At 44.6% G+C, this 24,165-nt stretch carries 21 protein-coding genes and 1 pseudogene; all 22 read left to right on the top strand.

The genetic code is table 11. The features are described 5' to 3' along the window. The first annotated feature begins 6 nt into the window (after positions 1 to 6). The 22 genes and pseudogenes from BQ7394_RS11200 to BQ7394_RS11095 all read left to right on the top strand — a co-directional run bounded on the left by BQ7394_RS11200 (position 7) and on the right by BQ7394_RS11095 (position 24,117). Positions 7 to 237 carry a 4Fe-4S binding protein gene (locus BQ7394_RS11200; RefSeq protein ID WP_075557514.1) on the top strand — a complete coding sequence of 77 codons (231 nt, stop codon included), beginning with the start codon at positions 7 to 9 and terminating at the stop codon, positions 235 to 237. Between the two features lie 8 nt (positions 238 to 245). After that, a complete protein-coding gene (locus BQ7394_RS11195; protein WP_082211861.1) occupies positions 246 to 2,117 on the top strand; it encodes a helix-turn-helix domain-containing protein in 1,872 nt (623 codons plus the stop codon). Between the two features lie 143 nt (positions 2,118 to 2,260). Further along, the gene (locus tag BQ7394_RS11190; RefSeq protein WP_075557513.1) at positions 2,261 to 2,797 is read left to right on the top strand and encodes a Pvc16 family protein; all 537 of its coding nucleotides are present in this window, start codon (positions 2,261 to 2,263) and stop codon (positions 2,795 to 2,797) included. A gap of 12 nt (positions 2,798 to 2,809) precedes the next feature. Continuing rightward, positions 2,810 to 3,571, top strand: coding sequence for a hypothetical protein (locus tag BQ7394_RS11185; protein ID WP_075557512.1), 762 nt, complete (start codon positions 2,810 to 2,812; stop codon positions 3,569 to 3,571). A 33-nt stretch (positions 3,572 to 3,604) separates the two neighbouring features. Beyond that, on the top strand, positions 3,605 to 5,434 hold the full coding sequence (locus tag BQ7394_RS11180; RefSeq protein ID WP_075557511.1) for a phage tail sheath family protein: 1,830 nt from the start codon (positions 3,605 to 3,607) through the stop codon (positions 5,432 to 5,434). Between the two features lie 33 nt (positions 5,435 to 5,467). Continuing rightward, a complete protein-coding gene (locus BQ7394_RS11175; RefSeq protein ID WP_075557510.1) occupies positions 5,468 to 6,991 on the top strand; it encodes a phage tail sheath family protein in 1,524 nt (507 codons plus the stop codon). Between the two features lie 57 nt (positions 6,992 to 7,048). Beyond that, positions 7,049 to 7,513 (top strand): phage tail protein, encoded by a 465-nt coding sequence (locus BQ7394_RS11170; protein ID WP_046149380.1) that lies wholly within the window; start codon positions 7,049 to 7,051, stop codon positions 7,511 to 7,513. Positions 7,514 to 7,519: 6 nt separating this feature from the next. Next, a complete protein-coding gene (locus BQ7394_RS11165; RefSeq protein ID WP_075557509.1) occupies positions 7,520 to 7,984 on the top strand; it encodes a phage tail protein in 465 nt (154 codons plus the stop codon). Positions 7,985 to 7,995: 11 nt separating this feature from the next. Continuing rightward, entirely contained in the window at positions 7,996 to 8,178 is a 183-nt protein-coding gene (locus tag BQ7394_RS11160) for a hypothetical protein (RefSeq protein ID WP_075557508.1), read from the top strand. A 25-nt stretch (positions 8,179 to 8,203) separates the two neighbouring features. Continuing rightward, the gene (locus BQ7394_RS11155; RefSeq protein WP_075557507.1) at positions 8,204 to 8,866 is read left to right on the top strand and encodes a CIS tube protein; all 663 of its coding nucleotides are present in this window, start codon (positions 8,204 to 8,206) and stop codon (positions 8,864 to 8,866) included. A 4-nt stretch (positions 8,867 to 8,870) separates the two neighbouring features. Further along, positions 8,871 to 10,645: pseudogene (gene vgrG, locus BQ7394_RS11150) on the top strand (type VI secretion system tip protein VgrG). A gap of 18 nt (positions 10,646 to 10,663) precedes the next feature. Then, positions 10,664 to 10,966 carry a PAAR domain-containing protein gene (locus BQ7394_RS11145; protein WP_075557506.1) on the top strand — a complete coding sequence of 101 codons (303 nt, stop codon included), beginning with the start codon at positions 10,664 to 10,666 and terminating at the stop codon, positions 10,964 to 10,966. Positions 10,967 to 10,995: 29 nt separating this feature from the next. Continuing rightward, positions 10,996 to 11,415 (top strand): GPW/gp25 family protein, encoded by a 420-nt coding sequence (locus BQ7394_RS11140; RefSeq protein WP_075557505.1) that lies wholly within the window; start codon positions 10,996 to 10,998, stop codon positions 11,413 to 11,415. Positions 11,416 to 11,447: 32 nt separating this feature from the next. Beyond that, positions 11,448 to 11,939, top strand: a complete 492-nt coding sequence (locus BQ7394_RS11135) for a D-Ala-D-Ala carboxypeptidase family metallohydrolase (RefSeq protein ID WP_075557504.1) — start codon at positions 11,448 to 11,450, stop codon at positions 11,937 to 11,939. Between the two features lie 142 nt (positions 11,940 to 12,081). Then, positions 12,082 to 12,543 carry an HU family DNA-binding protein gene (locus BQ7394_RS11130; RefSeq protein ID WP_075557503.1) on the top strand — a complete coding sequence of 154 codons (462 nt, stop codon included), beginning with the start codon at positions 12,082 to 12,084 and terminating at the stop codon, positions 12,541 to 12,543. A 108-nt stretch (positions 12,544 to 12,651) separates the two neighbouring features. Continuing rightward, a complete protein-coding gene (locus BQ7394_RS11125; protein ID WP_075557502.1) occupies positions 12,652 to 13,260 on the top strand; it encodes a hypothetical protein in 609 nt (202 codons plus the stop codon). A 47-nt stretch (positions 13,261 to 13,307) separates the two neighbouring features. After that, on the top strand, positions 13,308 to 16,496 hold the full coding sequence (locus BQ7394_RS11120; RefSeq protein WP_075557501.1) for a hypothetical protein: 3,189 nt from the start codon (positions 13,308 to 13,310) through the stop codon (positions 16,494 to 16,496). Between the two features lie 3 nt (positions 16,497 to 16,499). After that, on the top strand, positions 16,500 to 17,153 hold the full coding sequence (locus BQ7394_RS11115) for a hypothetical protein (protein WP_075557500.1): 654 nt from the start codon (positions 16,500 to 16,502) through the stop codon (positions 17,151 to 17,153). Between the two features lie 29 nt (positions 17,154 to 17,182). Next, positions 17,183 to 19,432, top strand: a complete 2,250-nt coding sequence (locus BQ7394_RS11110; RefSeq protein ID WP_075557499.1) for a hypothetical protein — start codon at positions 17,183 to 17,185, stop codon at positions 19,430 to 19,432. Further along, the gene (locus BQ7394_RS25395) at positions 19,419 to 22,235 is read left to right on the top strand and encodes a contractile injection system tape measure protein (RefSeq protein ID WP_082211858.1); all 2,817 of its coding nucleotides are present in this window, start codon (positions 19,419 to 19,421) and stop codon (positions 22,233 to 22,235) included. Before BQ7394_RS11110 ends, BQ7394_RS25395 begins: the two co-directional genes overlap by 14 nt. Positions 22,236 to 22,269: 34 nt before the next feature. Continuing rightward, positions 22,270 to 22,815, top strand: a complete 546-nt coding sequence (locus BQ7394_RS11100; RefSeq protein ID WP_082211855.1) for an eCIS core domain-containing protein — start codon at positions 22,270 to 22,272, stop codon at positions 22,813 to 22,815. A gap of 12 nt (positions 22,816 to 22,827) precedes the next feature. Next, positions 22,828 to 24,117: an ATP-binding protein gene (locus BQ7394_RS11095; RefSeq protein ID WP_075557498.1), complete on the top strand. Its 1,290-nt coding sequence runs from the start codon at positions 22,828 to 22,830 to the stop codon at positions 24,115 to 24,117. The last annotated feature ends 48 nt before the right edge of the window (positions 24,118 to 24,165 follow it).

Genomic DNA, 24,165 nt, shown 5'->3' with positions numbered 1-24,165 from the left:
AGTATTATGGAAAACAATGAAGGAAAAATTTTAGAACAAACAGAACAGGATATACCTAAAACATTATGGACTATTGATCGTTCAAAATGCAATGTTTGTGGAGAGTGTGTAGATGCTTGTAAGCGCGGAATACTTATAGTTAAAGATAAGATGATAATAATAACTAGTCAAATAGATTGCAATTGGTGTGGAGATTGTGCTGGCGCTTGTGCATCTGATGCTATTGAATTGACTTAATAGAAAAAATGAAAGCATTCCATCTATTTCTTCTTATATTCTTCATATATATCGGTTGTACAAATCAGGAAAAAATCAGTCTATTAGATAAAGAAATAGCTGCAACATCTATTTTATCTTTATCATTTGATTCTTTATTGCAAGAGGTACAAAACCTACCATCCCAACAGCAAGATGCAATCTTATATCAAATTTCCTATCGGAATGAAAAAGATATAGATGGAATGCAAAAACAAGAAAAACTCTTATTGAAAGGTCTCCCTCTCACATCCAAAAAAGAGAGAAAAAAAATACAAATACGATTATTGGAGCTTTATGAAAAGTTAAATGAAGAAAGAGTGTTGGGTACTGATATAAAAGGTATTCAACTAAGTGAAAAACTCGAAACGGATTACTCCCTTTCACGAGAAGAAGAATGGACTATAAAAAAAATAAAAGCAATATTATTAAGTAGAAGAGGATTACATGAACAATATTTACCAATTTGGTTTGAGTTATTAGCAGAACACCGTGCAGCTAATAAAACAGAACTCGTAATTGAGGATCTTTCTGCTATAGCAAATCAATTTGCTATATTAGGAGATCAAGAAAAAGGTCTCTCCTTGTATAAAGAAGCTTATCAACTGGCTATTGAAAATCGTCTTCCTGATTTAAGTAGACAATGTGTAATTAGATTACTTTACCTTTTCTATGAATCGAAACAATATGAGGAAGTAGTGAATTATGCTAATGAAATAGGGGCAGATTCTTTAGCATCATTCATGCCTTCTGCTTATTCTGTACTATCTACATGTTATTTAGAACTCCAAAAACCTGATAGTGCCCGAATTTGTTTAAACAAAAATCAAAAATTGAAAACAGGACAAGGAATGACTCTTAACTGTAATATTGCTGAAACTTATATTGCAGAAAAGAGAATTGATTCTGCTCTTATTTTGTTAAAAAAGGCGAATAAACAATATCAAAATCAGGCTAAACATCTCCAAAAGAAAAGTGTAAATTCTTCTCTTCCTTTTAACTTTTTGCAACCTTATTCATCTTTAGCAACTTTATATCAACAAAACGGGAATTATCAACAAGCAGATGAAGCATTTAACATAGTTGAGCCGTTAATGAGAAAGTCAATCAAAAATCCAGATCAATTGGAGATCCAAGCCGATGCTCTCACCCGCTATAGCTCTTTTTGTCGGGCTACCAAGCAATATGAAAAAGCCGTAGATTTATTAGTACGTCGAGACTCCATCCAGCAAATCATTAACAAGGTCAATAAGGAACGTGAAAGTAAAAATCTTATGGATCGTTTGCAGATTAAAGATTTAATGCACAAACTCGAGATGCAGGAAGCTTTATTGACTAATTCACATCGCATAATTGCAGTCTCATCCACTTGTGCAGTCTTATTCCTCTTTTTTATATGTGCTATAGGCTACATTTATCAGCAACGGAAGAAGCGGTTATCGGTTATACTAAATCAGGATAAAGAAGCGAAACAACCCGAGCCATTGGCTACACCAGAGAATAAGATGCCACTTAGCTCTGAAGAAAAACTTTTCCGTGCAGCCCAAAAGAAAGTAAGTTCTGAAAAGTTATATCTTAATAAAGATCTGAAGCTTAAATCATTGGCAAAAATATTGGGTACCAACCACTCCTATCTGTCATCATGCATTAATACCTGTTCTAACAAAAACTACAATCAATGGATCAACGATTTTCGCGTTGATTATTTATTGGAACAAATTCATTCAGGAAAGAAATTATCCGATCTGGCTAATGAAGCAGGTTTTTCTTCCACCGATGCCTTTTATCGTAACTTTAAACGAAAGACAAATCTTACCCCTAGCGAATATCTAAAGCAGTATCCTCTTACTAAAGAATCATGACATTCTGTCTCCTCTTAGTTTCTTATTTACGTTCATGCCCTCAATTCTGTATTTCACAGTGTATTTCAGGTCGTCTGCGAATTTAATTTCATTGTTTTCAGAATTTTTGATATCTTTCCGCTAAATAAAATCAAAGAGACCGTATGATAAGAATGGTTTTGACACATTTTGCTGCCCGTTTGGATGAATATCTGCGGAGGAAGTTTCCCCAGCCTGAAGGGGTAACAGAAGTGGGCTTTATAGGCAACGGCTCGGAAGAGAGACCTTGTAAATTAATTATCTCGTTAGTCAATATAGAACGGGAAGCGGCTGGAGGTATCTCGGCAGGTATCCGCCGGAGTGGTTCGGAATATGAACGGAGTTATCCGCCACTATTGTTGAATCTGGATCTGATGCTGGCTGCTGTATACGATGAAAAACGCTATACAGAATCATTATCCGTCTTATCTGAAACACTGACATTCATGCAATCTCACCCTTATTTTGATTTGAATGGACAGATGTACACAATTGAAATTGTAACGTTGTCAGCACAAGATATCAATAATATCTGGACAACATTAGGTGGACAGTATTATCCGTCAGTGATGTGTAAGCTGCGTAGGCTGATGATAGACGCCGGCTATACCAGTGGAAGTACTGGTATAGCCGGTGAACAAAATGTACGTTTAACAAAATAACTAAGAACTAATATGAGCCGATTCATAGTAATAGCTGGTATAAAACTGGAACATGACTATTATACTCCACCCATAAACAGTCATCTAGATCTGAAGCCTACATCCCAAACCGACGAGCTGATAAAACGGCGTGGCGTGTATTTCAGGAAGATTACTCCCAATGAATGGCAATGGTTTGGAGAGGAGGATCATGCAGGTTTTATGGAAAACGATGTACTGGAAGTCTCTATAACAGCAGATGATCCGGAGTTTATAAGAAAGATTTCACTAAAAAAGGGTTATGATCCGCTGCAACTTTATCAAATCTGTCTGGGAAGAGAAAGTTTGGTAGAATTCAATCCGCTTCCGGTTCCAGATAAAGCAAAACGTCAAGGAGAATTCTGTCGGGTAGTATTGAAACCTATCCTACCAATATACACCATCAAGTTTTCTACTTGTTCTTATTATTGGGAGTACTTGTTTGTTTTTAAGGGTGAAACCGATCAGGACAACAAGAATAAAAGGTCTTTTGTGCTTGAAACGAATGTACATAAGGATGAACTTATTTTCCATACTTCTGAGAAATGTGAAAATAGTATGCTTAGTAATAATGTATACCGAGTTATTTCTGAAGTGAAAATAGAGACAAAGGAATGTTATGATTTTACACTTACTCTTTATGAACGTTTATCTGACGACAAAAGAATAATTATAAGTAAGTTTATTCCTACTCCGCAACCAGGTAAGTATATTACCAGCCGTCCGGATATCATTAGGGAAGTTTGTTATTTATAAAAACGATAATTACTAATCTTAAAATTCTAATTTATGGGCGAATACAAGACACCAGGCGTTTATATCAAAGAAAAAAACGCCTTTGGCAACTCGGTTGTGGAAGCCGAAACTGCTATTCCGGCTTTCATCGGTTATACCGAAAAGGCCCGAAACGGCAATGACGACCTGAAAAATGTTCCCTGGAAAATTTCATCGATGACAGAGTTTATACAGTATTTTGGTGGAGCACCGAAACTTAGTTTCACGGTGGATATTGTAAAGTATCATCAAGAAATTGAAATAACGAAAGAGGATGAAAAGATAGCTGTACAACTAGACAAACCAATAGAAAAACCAAAGACTCCGATATTCCAATTGGACATAAATACAGATGAAAAAGAAGTATTTGAGATTGGTCAGGAGAAAAAGAAAACTTCGTTTCAAGTGAACTATGCATTTTGCATTGACGGGGCTCATGCATATACATTATATTATAATATGCAGTTATTCTTTGCCAACGGTGGTGGTGCTTGCTATATCGTTTCGGTGGGTAACTACGAAGAAGCATTGAATAAAGATTCTATGATTAAGGCATTGGATACATTAAAGCTGGAACAGGAAATTACAATGGTAGTAATACCGGAGGCCGTAAAATTATCGGATAAAAATAACTTCAAAGATGTACAGCAACAAATGCTTTCTCATTGTGGATATGATATGAAAAACCGTTTCGCCCTACTTGACATTTATCCCAAAGAGGATGAAAATACACGTATCGACAGTCAGGTGAATGTTTTCTGGGAGAACATCGGTTCAAGTTTCCTGTCATACGGTGCTGCTTATTTCCCCTGGCTGAATACTTCTGTATTAGGTGAGCGCGATTTGGACGGCAACATGTTCACATGGGGTGACAAAGGTTATACTTATTGGTGTAAGTTCTCCAATATTGATCCCGGCTTTTCCAATATTATAAATGCATATTATGGTGATGAATTTGAGTTGAAAGCAGGTGAAGCAAAGACGGTAAGAAAGCATGAATTTAAGTTCGATGAGGTTAATAAAAAAAAGGAAGGCGATGATATTTACCTAACTGAAGGTGAAACAGAAAAGGCTATTGGTAAAATTGAAAAAATAGAAGATATAAAGGAAACAAAGGACAATGAAGTAAAAGTTGTAGCCAAAAAGATAAAAGTAATTTGGAAACCTTCATTTATCAATATCGAAGATAAACAAACCTTCCATCTGGCATTGCTTAACAGTTCTTTTGTTTACAAGCAGATGATGAAAGGTCTACTGAAAAGCTTGAACCTCCTCCCTCCTTCCGCAGCTATGGCCGGTATCTATACGATGGTAGACAGAAGTCGTGGCGTATGGAAAGCCCCTGCCAATGTAACGTTGAGCTATGTAGACAGCGTGGCAGAGGATATCGATGACGAGCAACAGGCCGGGTTGAATGCACCGATGAACGGAAAAGCTATCAATGTAATCCGTCCTTTCCGTGGTGAGGGAATAAAGGTGTGGGGAGCACGCACGCTCGATGGCAACTCCCTCGATTGGCGATACATTAATGTACGTCGCACGCTGCTCTTCCTCGAAGAATCGGTGAAGAATGCTGCCCGTGCTTACGTGTTCGAACCAAACGATGCCGGTACGTGGATCAACATGAAATGTATGATAGAAAGCTTCCTGCGAAGCGTATGGAAACGCGGCGGACTGGCAGGAGCCACTCCGGAAGATGCCTATGAAGTACATATCGGACTGGGAGACACCATGACTGCTGAAGATATTTTGGAAGGCATTATGCGCATTACGGTATTGGTAGCCGTCACGCATCCGGTCGAATTTATCGAGATAACTTTCCAGCAGCAAATGCAAAAGAGTTAATAACCCGTTGTTAAACTTAAAACAATAAGAATCATGGGAGAATACAAGACCCCCGGCGTTTATATAAAAGAGAAGAACGCTTTCGGCAATTCCGTTGTGGAAGTCGAAACAGCCATCCCTGTTTTTATCGGTCTTACAGAGAAAGCACAGGACGGCACAACGTCTTTGCTGAATAAGCCGATGCGGATTTCATCAATGACAGAGTTCAACAATTATTTTGGTGGTGCACCGACACCGAAGTTTACACTTTCTATTGCAAAAATCGACACCAAAGACAAGGACTATCTGATTTGTTTACCCGACAAAAAAAAGGAAACAGCTTTGAAGGTAAAAGCTCCGACAACTATTTACACTTTATATTATCACATGGTGTTGTTCTTTGCCAATGGCGGCGGAACATGCTATGTGGTTTCGATAGGAGATTATCAAACAGGTTCTCTTGACAAAAGTATTATCAAGGATAGCGTCTTCCCTGAACTGAAAAAAGTACAGGACATCACAATGTTGGTTGTTCCTGAAGCCTTACAGGTAGAAGAATGGGATGGCATCTACACTAACCTTTTGGGATTGTGCGACAGCAAGAAATACTTCGTATTGCTGGATGTACCCATGAAGGGAGACGAAGAAGAGAAAGATCCGGCAACTTATTTCCGCAACAAAATAGGTTCGAATAACCTTCAGTTTGCAGCCGCTTATTATCCTTGGCTGGAAACCTCTGTTTTATCGGATAATGACATTACCCAGGATAATATCGAATGGGAGGGATCTCCGACATTATTATCGCCTTTCTTTGACTGGACACCACCTAAAAAAGGAGATCTGTTCCCATTAGATAAATATGTATCTGGACTTTTAACCAGGAAAAAAGAGTTGGAAGACGACAATGCAGTTAAAGAAATCAATAAAGAACTCCATAACGCCCTGTTGCAAAACTGGCCGGAATACAGCTTGATGGTAAAGAAAGTGAAAGATTATCTGAATCTCCTCCCTCCTTCGGCTGCGATGGCCGGCGTCTATACGATGGTCGATAATACGCGCGGTGTATGGAAAGCCCCGGCTAATGTTTCCATCAACTACGTGAATAAACCTGCAATCCCTATCACGAATGCAGACCAGGAAGAGTTGAACATGCCGATGAGTGGAAAAGCAATCAATGCGATCCGCTCTTTCCCCGGCGAAGGTATCAAAGTATGGGGTGCACGCACGTTGGACGGCAATTCACTGGACTGGCGTTATATTAATGTACGCCGTACGATGACTTTTCTGGAGCAGTCGGTAAAGAATGCTGCCCGTGCTTACGTGTTCGAGCCGAATGACGCCAACACGTGGATCAACATGAAATGTATGATAGAGAGTTTCCTGCGCAGCGTCTGGAAACGCGGTGGACTGGCAGGTGCTACACCTGAAGATGCTTATAGCGTACACGTAGGTTTAGGCGATACCATGACTCCTGAGGATATCCTCGAAGGAATTATGCGCATCACAGTACTGGTAGCTATTTCGCATCCGGCAGAATTTATCGAAATCACCTTCCAGCAGCAAATGCAGAAAAGCTAACTAAAAATGAGAATTAAGAATTAAATCAAAAGTTAACAATTTAATAAGTTTAATATTATGGCAGACGATAATGGTTCAGCACAGAGTTCGAGCACGCAAATGTGGCCGTTGCCCAGTTTTTATTTCAAAGTATCTATCTCCAATGTAGGAGATATGTCGTGCAGTGAAGTTTCCGGTCTTGAAGCGGAATATGAAGAGTTGACTTATCGCGCAGGCGACAGTAAAATATTTACGAAGATGAAAATGCCCGGACTGAAGAAAGCTGGTGACGTGACTTTGAAGAAAGGTGTTTTCAAAGACGACAAAGCCATGTGGGATTGGATTAACAAAGTCAATATGAACATCATCCAACGTGAAACAGTAACCATCAGCCTGCTGGATGAAAGCGGCAGTCCTGTAAAGACCTGGGAAGTGGCAAATGCATGGCCCAAGAAGATAACGGTGGAAGGTTTCAAATCAGACGCTAATTCACCGGCGATGGAGACATTGATATTGGCACACGAAGGAGTAACGGTTAAATAATGTAATATGCCGGACAACGCTGTAACAAACTGGACACCTCCTGTAAGCTTCCATTTTCTGGTGGATTTTCAAAGTAAGCTGGATCACTTCCAGACTTCATTCACAGAGGTTTCCGGTTTGGATATACGGCTTGAAACGCACGAAAAACCGAATGATACAGGTATATGGATAAAAATGCCGGCTAAAGTTACATACGGAAATATTACGCTCAAACGTCCTGCGACTCCCCTGAATAATGATACATTCCTTAAGTGGGTTAATAAATGTCTCAAAACGGATAAGGACAAGCGTATTATACCGTATGACGTAATAATCAAATTACTGGACGAAAAAGGGGATCCATTGATCGGTTGGAAATGTGCATACGCATATCCTATACAATGGACACCTGGCGGACTGGATGCGGAAAAGAGCGGATTGGCAACAGAAACGGTAGTCCTGACCTGCAACCGGATAGATCGTATACTATAAATAGAAACCTTATGCCTGTCATCATCAAAGAAATGCGCATTCGTACCGTGATAGAAAAACGGATCGTCACGGATGCGGAAGTTTCGGAAGAAATCATCCGAAAGATAGAAGACCGTGTACTGGACAGGTTGTCTGCCGGAGAAAGCGGACACTTGGCCGCACAACGGTGGCAACGGAAAAAGAACGAACGGTAATAACGTATAAAAAGACAAAAGCGAAATGGGGAAAATGACCATTACAGCCTATACGGACGATAGTTTCAGCAGCGAATACAAATCTGCGCTGGATCTACCCATCAACCCGAGCAAGGTGAAGCTTAACAAGGGAATCCGTTATGCGGAAGACAAGCAACTGGGTAGCCTGAACGGGTCGAACGTATATGTGCGTTACCAACCGGAAACCTTCTCATTCGAATGTCTGCTGGATCAGACCGCCGCGATGGAAGATGAAGACGAGAAGAAACCCGTGCGCGACGTCGTGAACGACCTCGAAGAACGCCTGTACTTTTACAATAGCGAAGGCCATCGTCCCTCGTTCGTCAAGGTACAGTATGGCGACATCACCTTCTTCGGACAACTTAAGACACTCGAAACAGAATACACCCTGTTCGACTTCGACAGCATCCCGCTCCGTGCCGAACTGAAAGTGACACTGATGGGTTATTGCAGCCAGAAAGAGGAGAAGAAACGCTTCTCCAAACGCTCGCCCGATGTGTCGCGACTGATTACATTGAAGGAAGGCCAGACCCTGGCCGCCCTTTGCAACGAAGTATATGGAGACCCGCTCCTGGTGGGCGAAGTCGCCCGATTTAATAATCTCAACGGCTACAGGGATGTACCGGCAGGTACGAATATCCTGCTGCCGATGTTAAAAAAAGAATAAAATTATGGCAGAATCACCTTCTGTAAACAAAGACCGTGTACTGGCTGGTTCCATCTATTGCAACGGCAGCAAGCTAAAAGATACCTTTTCATTGGTATCCGCCTCGGTACATCTGGAACTGAACCGTATCGGCAAGGCAACATTAAAGTTCAATGCCGGCAACATGGATAAGCAAACGTTCGACGAGAGCGATTCCGACTTCTTCAAACCCGGTACCCCGATCCGTCTGGATGTCGGCAGCATAGACAAAGAGGAAACACTGTTTGACGGCATCATCATCGGAATACGCATCACCACAGGTAAGGATCATCGTTCCTACATGCTAGTAGAATGCCGCGACAATGCTTACTCCGCTACGCAGGGACGTAAAAACCGCATCTTCGAGAAAAAGAAAGACAGTGATATTATTAAGGAAGCGCTTGCCGATTACGGTAGTGTCGATATAGATGTTACTCCTTACATGCATCCTACCCTCGTGCAGTATTACTGCTCAGACTGGGACTTCGCTCTCTCTCGTGCCGATGCCAACGGCCTGTTCGTCTACACCGCCGGGAAAAAGATACAGGTGAAGAAGCCCAACGTCAGTGCATCGCCTGTGTTGACCGTAACCTATGGCAACGACCTGACTGCTTTCGACCTCGAACTGTCCGCCAACGACCAGTTCACGCAATACGAAGCCGTATCATGGGATCCCAATACACAAAAGACGGTGAAAACAACCGCTTCCCTCCCTTCACTCAACCGGCAGGGCGATTTGCAACCGAAGAATATCGCTACGGGCGACAATCTGCTGTTGCAAACCGATGCACCAACCGAAGAGAGTGCCCTGAAGCAATGGGCGGACGGCATGGCGTTGAAAGCCGGACTGGCACGATACCAGGGTTCATGCAGTTTCTACGGTTCCGCCAAAGTAGTGCCGGGCTGCCTGATCGAATTGAAAGGCCTGGGTAAACGCTTCAACGGCAATATGTTTGTCGGATCAGTAACGCATACCATCGAGGACAATGAATGGATCACCAAAGCAGGTGCAGGTATCTCGCCCGTAAATATCACCGATGAAGCAGATGTGGTTTCCCCTTCCGCTTCCGGCTTTCTGCCCGGCCTGCAAGGTATTCATGCTGCGATAGTGAAACAGTTGGACGGCGATCCGTTGAAAGAATACCGTATACAGATCGAATTGCCGTGGCTGGACGGAAAGAACCGGTTGCTTTGGGCAAGGCTGTCGACCTTGTATGCCACCAATAATTCTGCCAGTTTCTTCCTGCCCGAACCGGGTGACGAGGTAGTGATAGGTTTCATGAACGAAGACCCCGGCCATCCCGTGATACTGGGAAGCCTGTATGGTAGGAAGCATAAACCTCCTTACGAATATGAGGCCAAAAACAATACGAAAGCCATCGTCACCCGTGAGAACATGCAGATAGAGTTTGACGAGGAGAAGAAAATCATAACGGTTTCCACCCCCGGTAAAAACAGTATAGAGATCAATGATGATAAGAAGTCCATCAAACTGACCGATCAGCACAAGAACGAGATCGTGATGGACAGCGATGGTATCTCCCTCTCGTCATCCAAAGACATCAAGCTGAAAGCGAAAGGCAACATCACACTGGATGCCACGATGAAACTCAGCGGCAATGCCAAGCAGGATGCCACGTTGGAAGGGCTGAATGTGAAAGTGCAGGCTAAGGTAGGTGCCTCGGTGAAAGGTAACGCCACGGCAGAGCTCTCCGCTAGTGGGCAGACCATTGTCAAGGGTCTATGGTAATGATAAACTAATAAAGAAAGGAGAACAATATGCCACCGGCAGCAAGAATAACTGATATGCACACCTGCCCGATGCAGACCCCGGCGTTTCCCTCGCCGATACCGCATGTGGGCGGCCCGATTACAGGGCCTGCTGTGCCGAATGTACTGATAGGGAAAATACCGGCAGCCGTCGTGGGCGACATGTGTGTCTGCGTAGGGCCACCGGACACGATCATAAAAGGCTCGTCTACCGTCATGATAGGCGGAAGACCGGCAGCCCGGATGGGCGACAGCACCGCACATGGCGGAACGATTGTCGCCGGATGTCCCACGGTAATGATTGGAGGATAAGTCTCCGGAAACTGAAAAACTGAAAGAAGATGGATGAAGTGAAGAATCTGTTGGATGCCGATGTCTTTCTGGGGCGAGGTTGGAATTTTCCACCTCAGTTGACGGAAAATGGGGTAAAGATGGTAGCTTACGAAGAGGATATCGAACAGAGCTTGCGTGTATTATTCAGCACCTCGCCGGGCGAGCGCGTGAACCGGTACGATTATGGCTGCCCGCTGCGTCGCTACACCTTCGAACCGATCTATACGCAAACCCTGGTGCGGATGCGGGCAGATATCGCCCGGGCTATCACTCTCTTCGAGCCACGCATCACGTTGGAAGAGGTGTCGTTCGAGGAGCGTTCGGATGAAGGATTGTTGCTGATCCTGATCACTTACACCATCATCCGTACGAATAGCCGCAGCAATATGGTGTATCCGTTTTATCTGAATGAAGGGACGAATACATGATGTGTTATAATATTCACTAATAGATTTAAGTTATGAAATATTTCACTCTTAAGGAATGTACATATTCTGCCACAGCAGAAGCCAAAGGTATCGACAACACGCCGAGTGCCGAACATAAAGCGCATATTGTGGAAAGTATAGAAACATTAGTCGTTCCGCTGCGCGAGGCATGGGGAAACCATTGTCGTAAAAATAAGCTGGGTATAGTAGGTATTAATATTTCGTCCGGTTACCGTAGCCCGGCACTTAATACTGCCGTTCACGGTGTAAAGACATCGGCGCATTGCTATGGCTATGCCTTCGATCTGGTTCCGGCAAACGGGAAGATGGTAGAATTCAAACATTTCTGTCGTGACTTCCTCACCAACTATACCGAATGTTCGTTCGACCAGTTGATCTCCGAAAAAGAAAACAAGAGCGGGGTTCCGAACTGGATGCATGTAGGATATAAACATCCGGAGGGAAAACAACGTCGCGAGTTTCTTTCTATGATAGGTGGTAAATATTGTCCTATGACTGAATAAACGGACTATTTCAGAGTAAAATCAAAGGTAGCTACCTCGACCACCTGAAGGTAGCTATCTTGACATAGCCGAGGTAGCTACCTTTAGAAATACAAGCTAGAATAAATAAAGTTATTAATTACCAATCTAAAAACAACTGATTATGCCATTTTGGAAAAAATCATTTAGTAAAAGAACGAACGTTCACTTTCCCCAAGCTATTGTGCAGGGAAAGCCCGTAGAAACGGAGGCTATCGCCAAAGATTTGTCGAGAATCTCCACAGTAAGTAACTCGGATGTTCAGGCCGTCTTGGGTGACATCGCTCCGGTGATGCACAACCGTATGGCACAAGGCAAGAGTGTTCATATTAAGGGGCTCGGTTACTTCCGTTACGTGCTCGACACGAAAGGAGTGAAAGACCTTAAGGACTTCGATTTCGGTAAGCAGGTACAAGCAGTCCGCGTGCAATTCACTCCCGAACGCACGAAACAGAGCGGTGGTACATACACCCGCGCGCTCGTAGACAGCGACCAGTTGGAATGGATCGAACTTTCACCCAACACCCCAGATCAAGACCCGGCACCGGAACCAGGTGGCGAGGATGATAGACCGGTGATTGAGTAAGAGGAAGATTAAACCGAATTCGACCCTTCACCACCAGAATAACTGATAGTGGGGGGCTAAACCTGATAAAGGTTTGAAAAGAAAGTAATATTATTTAATTTTTTTATCATGAAAGAACAAAAAAAATATCGACCTAAATTGAGTCATACCTTAGTTCTCCAACATACTCCCGAACTAAATAAACATGTTTTTGTTGATAATAGGTCTTCTCATTTGTTAGAAACTAAAAATAAAAATAACATACAGCGAGTACGTATAGGAACGAATGTAGAATGTCCGTCTTGGGGAAATAATTTGACACTAGGATCACATATACATGGATTATTTCAAACCCAATTTTTAAATGGAGCAGTACCTTTTGCTCCTGCTCCGATTCCTAATAGAGAAGTAGAAAGGCAACATGGCGGTACATATGCCGATTTGGCAGAGATTACTCCGGGAGGATGGGGCTATGGAGAGATTAAATCTAACAATCCTTTTTCTGTTGGTGTGGGAAGAGGACAAATGGCTGGTTTCGCTCCTATACCACATCCTGGATTAAATATTCCATTGAATGCTGTTGATCCCAATGCTCCAGCACAGAATGCGGCAATGACAATATATAACCAAGTTCATACTTCTATTGGAGCAGTAATTCCAGCTCCAGCACCAGGGACTATACCTGATGTACAATTATATCAAGACTCTCCCGGAGTATTTGTTTATGACGCGTGGTGATTTAAAAAATCTTTCGATATAATTTATAGAAAACACACTATAAGATAATGGCAACCCCCAGTAATCTCAGCGGCCTTCTCCGTCACACCTACGAAACTTCCTCTCCCCGCCTCGACAACTTCCCGGCATTGGAGAGCAACTGGCGCGAACTGCTTCCCCGGCTGGCTGAAGCAAACAGCGACACCCGTTATCGTAATGACGACGGCAAGGAGGGTACGCTCGTCAGCCTGTGGGAAAACCATGTCCTGACCGTGTTGCTAGACATTGCCCGGCAAGATATATCGCCCGATACCGGAGACCGGCAAAGCGAGACCGGCAAATGGATAGCCCGGCTGAACCGCTATATCGACAGGAATTGGAAAACCATTAACAATGCTTCTTCCTCTATTCTGATCGCCCGACAGCTGAAAGACGGCTTGGAGAAGTCCCGGACGCTTAACACTATCCGTTCCATCCGGGAGCATTTTGACTACTACCTGGCACAGATCGAAAACGACGGCAACATGGATGGCGCCCTGTCCCTCCTTCTCGCTTACCTGCGTAACTACGGAGGAATCACCCAAACATTCAACCATCGCTTTGCCACACTTCCAGCACTCTACCTTCGCGACATCCTGCATGCCGTCCCACAAGGAGCAATACAAGATAACGCCTATATCGTCGTCAACCCGGCAGAAAACACAGCCGGCTTCACGCTACCCGCCCAACAGGCATTCCCGGCCGGACAGAATACCGCCGGTGAAGACCGGCTTTATCAAACCGTGCGCAACGAATACATCACCCCCATGCAATGCGCCGAGGCGAATGCCGTATACATCGAACGAAAAAATAGAATAGCTACGTCCATCCGTAAGCAAGCAATCTACAATCCGGACATATCATCAGCAGAAAAACTCTTCTCCGATAAACATAGCAAAGTATTACCTCTGGGCTGGATGATAGAATCCTCTATGCTCATCTTGGGTGAAGGAGAAAGAAAAGTTCACGTCGACTTCCGGATTACTGCCGGTACAGTTTCCAATCTGCTCCCTGGTATACCGGATAAAAGCTTTATCCTGCAATTCAGCAATGCAGAAGGCTGGACAGAGCAATCGTGCACCTGTAAGATCAAAATGGAAGACAACCATCACTGGTTATGTTTCGAAATCACAATTCCTGGTGATGGTATACTCCCCGCTCCCTGCACTGAAGATACACATGGCATGACAACCGAATATCCCTCTCTTCGGATACTGGCAAGCGAAACCCCGTGCCCTTACGATTGGGCAACCAAGCTAAAATTCGATGCCGTAAAGATAGAGACGAACGTATCTGCCATCCATAACTTCACCTTCTACAACGAGCTGGGGCAAGTCGATACCTCGCAACCCTTCCAGCCTTTCGGTCTGCAATCGGAAAAAGGAGCCTGGTTCCTTTTCGGTAATGAAGAAATGGGGCTCAAACCGTTGAAGGAAGTCCGCTTGAAAGGCAAGTGGAAGAAACTGCCCGAAACAGAAACAGAGTTCAACAAACTATACAAAAATTATACCGCTGCCGCCGGACAAGTAATCGACATAAACTCATTCACCATCTCCACCGAATGGCAACAAGGCGGAAAATGGAAATCCTGCCAGGGTATCAGGCAACATTTGTTCACCCCCGATCCTACTGATACATCCGGGGAAAAAGCAGACCGTTCGCTCAGCGATGCCTTGGTAATCTTTGATTTAACAGAGAAGAAGCTACTGACACGTAGTGAATCTGTCCCTTACGAATACCGCCGCGACCGTGACGGTTTCTTCCGTGCCACCCTGCAGGCTCCCTCTATCGGCTTCGGTACGGATGCCTACCGCACCCTCTTTACCGAAACGATGATCCATAACAGCCGATGCAAAAAGAAGGATTTTAAGGAGTTACCTCCCGAACCCGTTGTCCCCCAGCTGGCAGATGTGGAACTTTCGTACATCGCTTCGGAAGAAACGACACTGACCGATATAGCGAATTCATCCATCCGGTTGAGCCGCATCACGGTATTGTCTGAACAAGAGGTTTTCCCCGTAAATAATGCAAGTGAACAAACTTTCCTGCCGGCATTTGCAGCAGACAACCAACTCTACTTCGCCTTCCTCCGTGCAAAAGGAGAACAAACCGTGCGGATGTACCTCGACATGGTCTTGCCAAAGGAAAACAGACCGTTTAACAGTCCGCAGCCGGGCAAAGTCACCAAACTGGCCTGGGAATTCTGGAACGGGAATGTATGGTCTCCCATCGCCACCGACACTATCCGTGCCGAAGAAACCCAGGGATTGACACAAAGCGGTTTCATAGAAATCAGGCTGCCGGAAAAGATAAAAGACAGTCATACAGATAAGCAAGGTCGTGCATGGCTTCGCGCCGCCGTAACAGGCGACCTGTCGTCCTGCCTTGCCATACGCCATATCCGGACGAACTATATCCGGCTCACAGCGCAGAACGGAGACGGTTCTCCATTACCTGCAGAAACAATACAAGGCACAATCGAGCCGGACGAGCGGATAGAAAGTATCTTCCAACCCCTACCCGGCTTTGGAGGCAGGCCTGCCGAAACGAATACCGATACAGCCATACGCCAGAGTTCACGCATCAGTAACCGTCACCGGGCTATCACGATAAAAGATTACGAACGTCTTGTTCTGGAAAACTTCCCCGAAGTGGACAAGGTACAATGTATCCCTGTGCCGCAGGAGATAGGCGCATCGGAAATCAGTCTCGTCATATTTAGCCGCACGGAAGATAGCCGTTATTACCTCTCCTCGGCCTGGAAGTTGGAGGAGATACAACAGGTTATCCGGCAATATACCCCTACGTTCATTCCTTTGCGCGTAATCAACCCCGTTTATGAACAGGTGGTGGTTCACTGCAAAGCGATTTTATGGAACACCGTGCAGGACGAAGGCAAAGCCGTCCGCCAATTGGTGGTGCTGGCGCAGAACTACCTCGCACCGTGGTACCGCAAAGGAGAAATACCGGCTCTCCGGCAATGTTTCTCCTACAAGGAACTGCATGCCCGCATGGCGAACCACGAAGACCTGATGAAACTGGTTGCCTTGGAAGTAGGCGGCAAGAGCCTGCCGCACGTGGATGTAAAGACCGAGGACATAATTATACAGGGTAAATACCTGTGGAGCATACTGCTTCCTAAAATAGAGATCGAACTTCTTTCTCCCCACGCCGGCATCAATGAAGCTGAGATCGAGGGTAACTTCATAATAACATAGCTTATGAACCTGAACAACCGAAAAAACAGAGATACACTGAAGGGTTACTTCAAAAAAGGTAAAACCCCTACAGAAGAACAGTTCGCCGAACTGATCGATTCCACGCTGAATCTGGTGGAAGACGAACAAGTGATAAGAATTGATTCCGGCTGGTCATTTGCCGTGACTCCCGAGAAAACACTTGTCATAAAGAACGAGCAGGCTGAGATCGTGATGGAAGTGTCGCAAAACAAAACGTTTCTCCTGCACGGCAACCTGACAGTGGAAGATACGGTCACTGCATCGACATACAAGACAAAAGGCGGAGGGGGAACAACTCCCGGCGAAGATTACCTGACCGTCCCTGCCGACAAAAAGTGGCACGACCTGCCGCTCGACGTTTCCCGCGAAGGTTTCGGCTGCCGTGTCTACCGCATCTACGCTTCTTTCCGCGAACCGGGCACGGAGCTTTGCCGGTTGACACGTGTCACCGCCATTTGGCTGAACTTCATGGAGCAGCGGATAGAGTCACCGGAAAAGCACTGGTGGGGCTGGTCGGGCAGTATTCGTTTCCGCTGGTTGGATCACGGCGGTAAGCCTTGCTTGCAAATGCGCAGCAAGAAACGGTTGCCCTCCGGAGAAGTACATTGCCGGATTGTAGAAATGTACAAAGGATAATACGTTGTAACTAACGAGAAGAAACGAAGATGGATGGCAAAGAACCATATATCAGGCAACAAGAAGAGGGTGAAAACCTATACTCGTACCTGCAAAAAAAGACGTTGGAAGAAGTGCAGCGCCTGTCGGGAAAAGTATGGACGGACTTCAACGTCCATGATCCCGGTGTGACGTTGGCCGACATAGCCAACTATGCATTGACGGAAACAAGCTACAAGCTGGGCTTCGATTTGGCAGACTACCTGACAGGGGAAGGTGAAAACTTCAACCCGAAGCGTTTCGGCCTCTTCCCTCCCGGCGAAGTCTATACCACGGCTCCCGTCACGACAGAAGATTACCGCAGGTTGTTCTTCTCTCATATCCCCGAACTGGAGAATGTATGGGTAGAGTGTGACCCGGCTACCGGCGGTTACACCGTCAAGATCGTTCTTCCTCCTTTTAATAAAGAGATAAAAAGTGAGACTTTGGAGGAGAAGGTTCAGAAGGTTTACAACGAACACCGTAACCTGTGCGAATATCTTAACCAGGTCATTGTCGTGAAACCCGAAGAACTGGAGTTTCATGCGAGATTCGAAATCGAGCCGGGACAGGATGCCACCCTCATGCTGGTAGAAATCTATCAGATCATCCTGCGTTATTTATCTGGTGCAGTAAGTATCTCCACCCCGGAAGAACAGAAAATCTCCGGCATGCCGCTCGAAGAATGGCTGGAGGGTTCAGACGATACCGTGCGTGTTGTAATCCCCCGGCAGCAGAATACCGAATATGAACTGTATAATAAACTCTGGCAGGTGAAGGGCATCAAATCGTTCAGCGTCTGCTATCTGATGAAGAACAACGAGCCACTGACCAATTTCTCCGGAGGGTATAGTCTTAAAATACCCCACAAGAAAGACGATTTGAAGGTAGATATTTATTGCGGATGTTCTCAGGTACAGGTTGATATGGAGAAGTTTACAAAACAATTAAGTGAACTTTATAATACTAAGGTATATATCCCGGAGGAAAAACGGAACTATCAATGGGCAGGCTTGAAAGGCACTTACCATGACATACTTCATCACTATCCCATCGCACGGGATTTCCCGGCATGCTACAACCTCTCCCCGGATCGGGAGCCTCCTACTTCCTTCGAGGCCTATCTTAAACTGTACGATCAGACAATCGAGCAGGGATTATCGGAAGTAAAAAAGTTGGATCGTCTGCTCTCCATTGATGCAAAAGATATAAATGCCCCGGTCTCCCATAATATATATGCACTAAAAAGCCGCTATATGGATTTCCTCGACCAGTTGTACTGTGTGGAAAGCCAACCGGCATGGATGGAGGAATTTGATAACTATGGTGAAACAGAAGAAGAAATACTGCGTCGCCGTGCAGGTTTCCTCCGGCATATCGCTTATCTGATAAAGAATCGCGCCCAGGCAAGGAATATAACCGATTCGGATGGAAAAGAAAATGTAGCAATGGCGAAAGAATGGTTCTGCCGTCTACTTGGCATCAGTTGGAACGAGAACCGTTCGGTAGGAAACGTTCTGGCCAGCCATAATCTTATATTGATGAAAACAAACGGAAAAGGAAAAATTCCACGAAACTTCATAAACGCCAGGCTGATTGATGAACGAATACTCGAAAACTGCCATATGGAACCTATTGTTCCTGAAAAGCAGACAGAAGACGAGAATGAAAAATTCGAACAATACAGCCGGTTACGCACGGAACTGCCTGTATTCAACCAGAACTTTATCAGTAGCGGCCTGTTCCGGGGGGGCATTTTCCTGGATAATTACCGGCTCGTGCTAGCCGATGAGAATGAATATATGCTGGTATTCCGCAACCGGGAGGAAAATATCTGGATGAACCTCGGGCGAACCAATAAAAAGGCAGAACTGAATGCATTTGCCAACATCTTGCGCCATTACCTGCAGGAACTCAACCATGCATGTGAAACACTTTACATCGTCGAACCGGTGCTTTCCAAATCCCATCCGTTCAAACTGTCGCTCGTATTGCCCTCGTGGACGGCTCGCTTCTGGTCACCTCGTTTCCGCGAAGTCTGCCGTGATTTGTTGCGTTCCATATTACCCGCCCATCTGAGTGGTACGATTTACTGGTTGAATATTGCCTTCATGCAAGAGTTCGAAGACTGTTACAGACTGTGGCGACAGGCGCTGGCTAAACAATATATGGATGACGTAGAGATGCTGCAGGATACGATGAACGGGATATTAAAAAAGGTAAAGGACAAAGATAAGAATACACTGGATGATACGTATTGACAACATATCGTTTGGGTTCACTGCAGTAGATGAACAGTTTACATACGGATTGTATGCCAACTGGGACAACTTTTGCCATGCCTGTGTGGAAAAAGTGGTTGAAGAATGCCTGTCCGTTTATGATAAGGAAAAGGTACTACATGAGATAGAACTACTCGATCTCGATCTGGGCGATATCCTGGAAGAGGATTTCTATCAGGAGTTTCCGCGTAGGCTCCGGGATAAATTACAGAGAGCCTTGCCTTTGTTGAATATATCTGCCGGAAGCCGGGAAGAAAGTACCGGTATTTCCCGGTTGCAAAACCTGCTTTTTTATCTGGAGTATGGCTATCCGAAAGCGGAATGGTCGGACGAAAGTTTCAACCTGGCAGAAGAACTGGAATGGATAGCGACACAATCATCAACCTGCATCAATAAGATATCGAAGTTGTGTCTGAATAAGGAGAATGCTCTGCAGCGTCTGTTCTGGCAGGCAGATAACGAAGAGGTATTTCTCCGGCTTTATGTCGCTGCACTTTCTGAACCGGCCGCCACCCTACATGAGAAACGCCGTTTCCTGGTAAGGCTTTTGGTGGCAAAGCCGGATATTCCCATACGTTTCATCCACGAAGCGGAAAATGATACCGCACTACTAAGTATGGCAGAACTACTCGATACCATATCCGTCCAACGGATCATGGAGGTTGAAGCCGGAGAACACGCCGAAGTCGATCTTCCGCCCTACTGGCATTACCTGTACGAGTGGCTTATCCGGTATTATCCGTTCAATGGTCTCGCTATCTTCGGTGGCAAGAGCGATTTTATCCGCCACTTACATCACCGGTTGCTCACGTTTATCCACAAGCAAACCTATTCGTTCTACTTCTCCAAAGCGGAATTGACTGTCGGTTTCCTACTGGAAGTATTCGGTTCTACCGATTATATAGAAGTATTAAATGCGATCTACGACCAACAACCGCATAATCCCGATGGCTCGCCCATGCATGACAGCTATTTCAACCGGGAACTGTACCGGATATTTCTGAACCTGTCGCTCCTTCAGTTACCGCTTGCAAAGGAAGGAAAAGAAATACCGTTATCAGAAAAGGTGGAAAACCGCTATCCGGCAGATATCTCCACCTTGGCTGCTTTCCTGAAAGATACACAGCGAAGCGATACAGACAAGCGGATATTGATTACTCTGTATGCAAAAAAGAATCCGGAGAAACTGACACATTGGCTACAAACAGTAGCAGTCAAAGAGGATGCATTAATTTCTATATTGACAGAGATAACCAGTATGGCTATCATAAACCAACTGCTTGTTTCCATTTCATTCACTGCAATGGAAATGGTGGAGCAAATGAGAAGTTATCTACAAAGCCATGCACCGAAGATCGACTGGCTGAATGTGGTTACCAGTGTTCAATTGGATTTTACCATTCGAAAAGCTGTGCTTCTCTGGATAGGTAACGGATGCCAAGGCAAAACCGAAGTGGATAATATCAGGCAACTGTTACGATGTATCTATCGGATTATTACAGATACCGACAATGAAGATGCCATCGAATTAGTAACGACAGAACTATGCCTGGCGGAGAAAAGTTGTAAAGACAAGGAACACCGTGAAAGCGATTTTAATCCCCTTCAAACATTGCTGGAAAGCTGTTGGAATACTGATAAGGGGTTTATCAATTGGCTGGAAGATACGAATATTTCTCAGGACAGCAAACGGGAGTTGTTGCAAAAGATGGCTGTAGAAAAGCCTCTGGATTGGATTCTTTTGCTCCGAAAACAACCCAAAGAGAGCAAAATGATTCCTCTCCTTTCTGCCAATATCTCTGTATCTCAACTCTTGCAAAGCATTACGCGGGTGAATTTTTATCAGGCATCGGTATTGTTACAGACAATGCAATGGATACAGGACAAAATAGACGATTACCCTTTCCTGACCGGAGGAAGTATGGTTCTTTCAACAGCTTTTTCGCAAGCCCTTCTACTCTATATGCAAGACACGGACACATTAGGTAAAAGAAGTTTTACAAAGGAAGAAACGGAACACAAATTTCTGTCGTATTTGTATCTTGTTTATACAGGAAAATCGAATAGAGCACCGATAACACAGCTTACTGAAATATCGAATATGACGGAAGGAATACGCTCGTTCGTACAACCGCTTCCTACCCCGCAAGAGAAAACTGAAGTTGAAAGAAAAGAAACAAAACATATTGTTAAACAAATATTAAATGTTATGGAAGAAAGATCTTATTTAAATGATGAAGAACAAAAAGAAGTTTCCAATAACTTCTTTATCACTAACGCAGGGCTTTGTCTGTTTAACCCGTGGTTTCCACGCTTATTTATTATGCTTGATTATTTGGACAAAGATAAGAGAACATTTAAGGACACAGCATCGCAAATCCGTGCTGTATTCCTGCTGCAATACCTGACCTGTCTGGAAGAAAAGACATATCAGGAAATGGAACTGGTGTTTAACCGCCTGCTTGTCAACTTGCCGATGCACATCCCACTACCGAAACAGTTAGAATTGACCTATGAAGAAAAGAATACAGCCGACAGTTTGATCAAGGCAGTAAAAGCAAACTGGAGGAAAATGGACGGTACTTCTATGAGAGGTTTTCAGGAAACCTTCATTCATCGCAACGGGCGGTTGGAACAGCAGAAAGAAAAATGGTTACTGACCATAGAAGAGCGGGGATATGATATCTTGCTGGAATCCGTTCCATGGTCATTCAAACAGATCCGTTATCCCTGGTTGGAAAAATATATACAAGTTATCTGGCACGATAAGCAAACGTTTTAAAACAGATTTTGTACAACAATAAACAACATCAGGTATGAAAACAGAAAAAGCATATCAGGAAAAGACAGCTCGCACCATTCAGCAAAAACTGGATAGTAGCGGATCTTTGCAATTTGTCGACAACCGCTCAATGAATCTACCATTGCAGCGGATTGGCGAAGACGAGGATGACACACTTCAAGGCAAATTCGACAAAGCAATCCAACTAGAGGAGGACGAGGACGAATCCTTGCAGATGAAACCAGATACGACCATGCAGCGGAAACCGAACGATACCGGACTGCCCGATAACCTAAAAGCCGGTGTGGAGAACCTCTCAGGCTATTCCCTGGATGATGTAAAAGTACATTATAATTCATCCCAGCCGGCTACAGTACAGGCCCTTGCCTATACGCAAGGAACGGATATCCACGTGGCTCCGGGGCAGGAACAGCATTTGCCCCATGAGGCCTGGCATGTAGCCCAACAAATGGCGGGGCGTGTAGAGCCAACAACGGAAGTCGGAGGAATGCCCGTCAACGACAATGCTGGCCTCGAACATGAAGCGGATATAATGGGTTCAAAGGCTAACAGCTTGTAAGATAAGGAAAGGATGAACGAATATATTGTTTGGTTCAATCAGGTATTGACGGTTGCCATACAGCACTATTTCCAGCAGGAGTGTGAATACACTTCGCTGGAACAGATTCGCCTACCCTCCAACGGTTGGATGGAAAAAGTGGCAGATGTACAAAAGATTACCTTTCAGGAGCGGATTGTCGTGATGCTGGCATTGATGCCACACATCTGTCCGCAGATACTGGATATCTTTTTTGTGCAGAACAAGAACTTCGACCGTCAATACACGGAGTTTGGCGGTTGGAAAGGCTTGTCGCATGGTGGCTTTCTTCCTACCGGGGAAACGGCTGTATTCGTTATTGCAGGGGAAGATACAGACAGGCGGAAGGCTGTCATCGAATATTTTCAGAAGGATCACTGGTTCTATATGAAAAACATTCTCCGTCTGGAAGGTGCCGGTGAAGGGGAACCGTTCCTGAGCGGACAATTGCGGGTATCGGAAGAGTTTCTGAGCCGTGTCTTACTGGATAAAGAATATAAACCGGACTATAATATCGGTTTTCCTGCCAAGCGCATTACTACGGAACTGAACTGGGACGATATGGTACTGGATTACCAGGTGGCAACCGAGCTGGAAGAGATCAATACCTGGATCTCTTCCGGCAAGACCATCATGGAAGACTGGGGATTATCCCGTATCCTGAAAGCCGGATACCGTTCATTGTTTTATGGGCCGCCGGGCACGGGAAAGACATTGGCAGCAACCCTGCTCGGTCAAAAAAATAATATGGATGTTTACCGGATAGACCTTTCCATGATCGTATCTAAATATATCGGGGAAACAGAAAAGAACCTCGCCAGAGTATTCGATCTTGCCGAAAACAGGAACTGGATTCTTTTCTTTGATGAAGCGGACGCCCTGTTCGGTAAACGTACCTCTACCAACACTTCCAACGACCGGCATGCCAATCAGGAAGTCGCTTATCTTTTACAACGGATAGAAGATTTCCCCGGCATGATCATTCTGGCAACGAACCAGCGTTCAAATATCGACGAAGCATTCTCCCGTCGTTTCCAGTCAGTGATCTATTTCCCGATGCCAACAGAAGAGCTACGTGCGGAAATATGGCGAAAGATGTTGAAAAACTGGCCGGGTGGCGTAGATGAAGAACTGATAATCATGGCAGCCGGAACAGAACTCTCAGGAGGCGCCATTACCAACGTAATTAGGCGATGTGCGTTGTCGCTGGTAAATCAGAAGGATAAGTCTCTCAACAAATCTATATTGAACAATGCGCTACAGAAAGAAAAACTGAAATTATAGGCCAGTAACAAACATAAACCCTAACAAATAAAAAGCGTTGAAATACTG

The organism is Parabacteroides timonensis (assembly GCF_900128505.1).
In the GTDB taxonomy this organism is placed as follows: Bacteria; Bacteroidota; Bacteroidia; order Bacteroidales; family Tannerellaceae; genus Parabacteroides; species Parabacteroides timonensis.
This window is presented reverse-complemented; position numbering and strand designations above follow the sequence as displayed.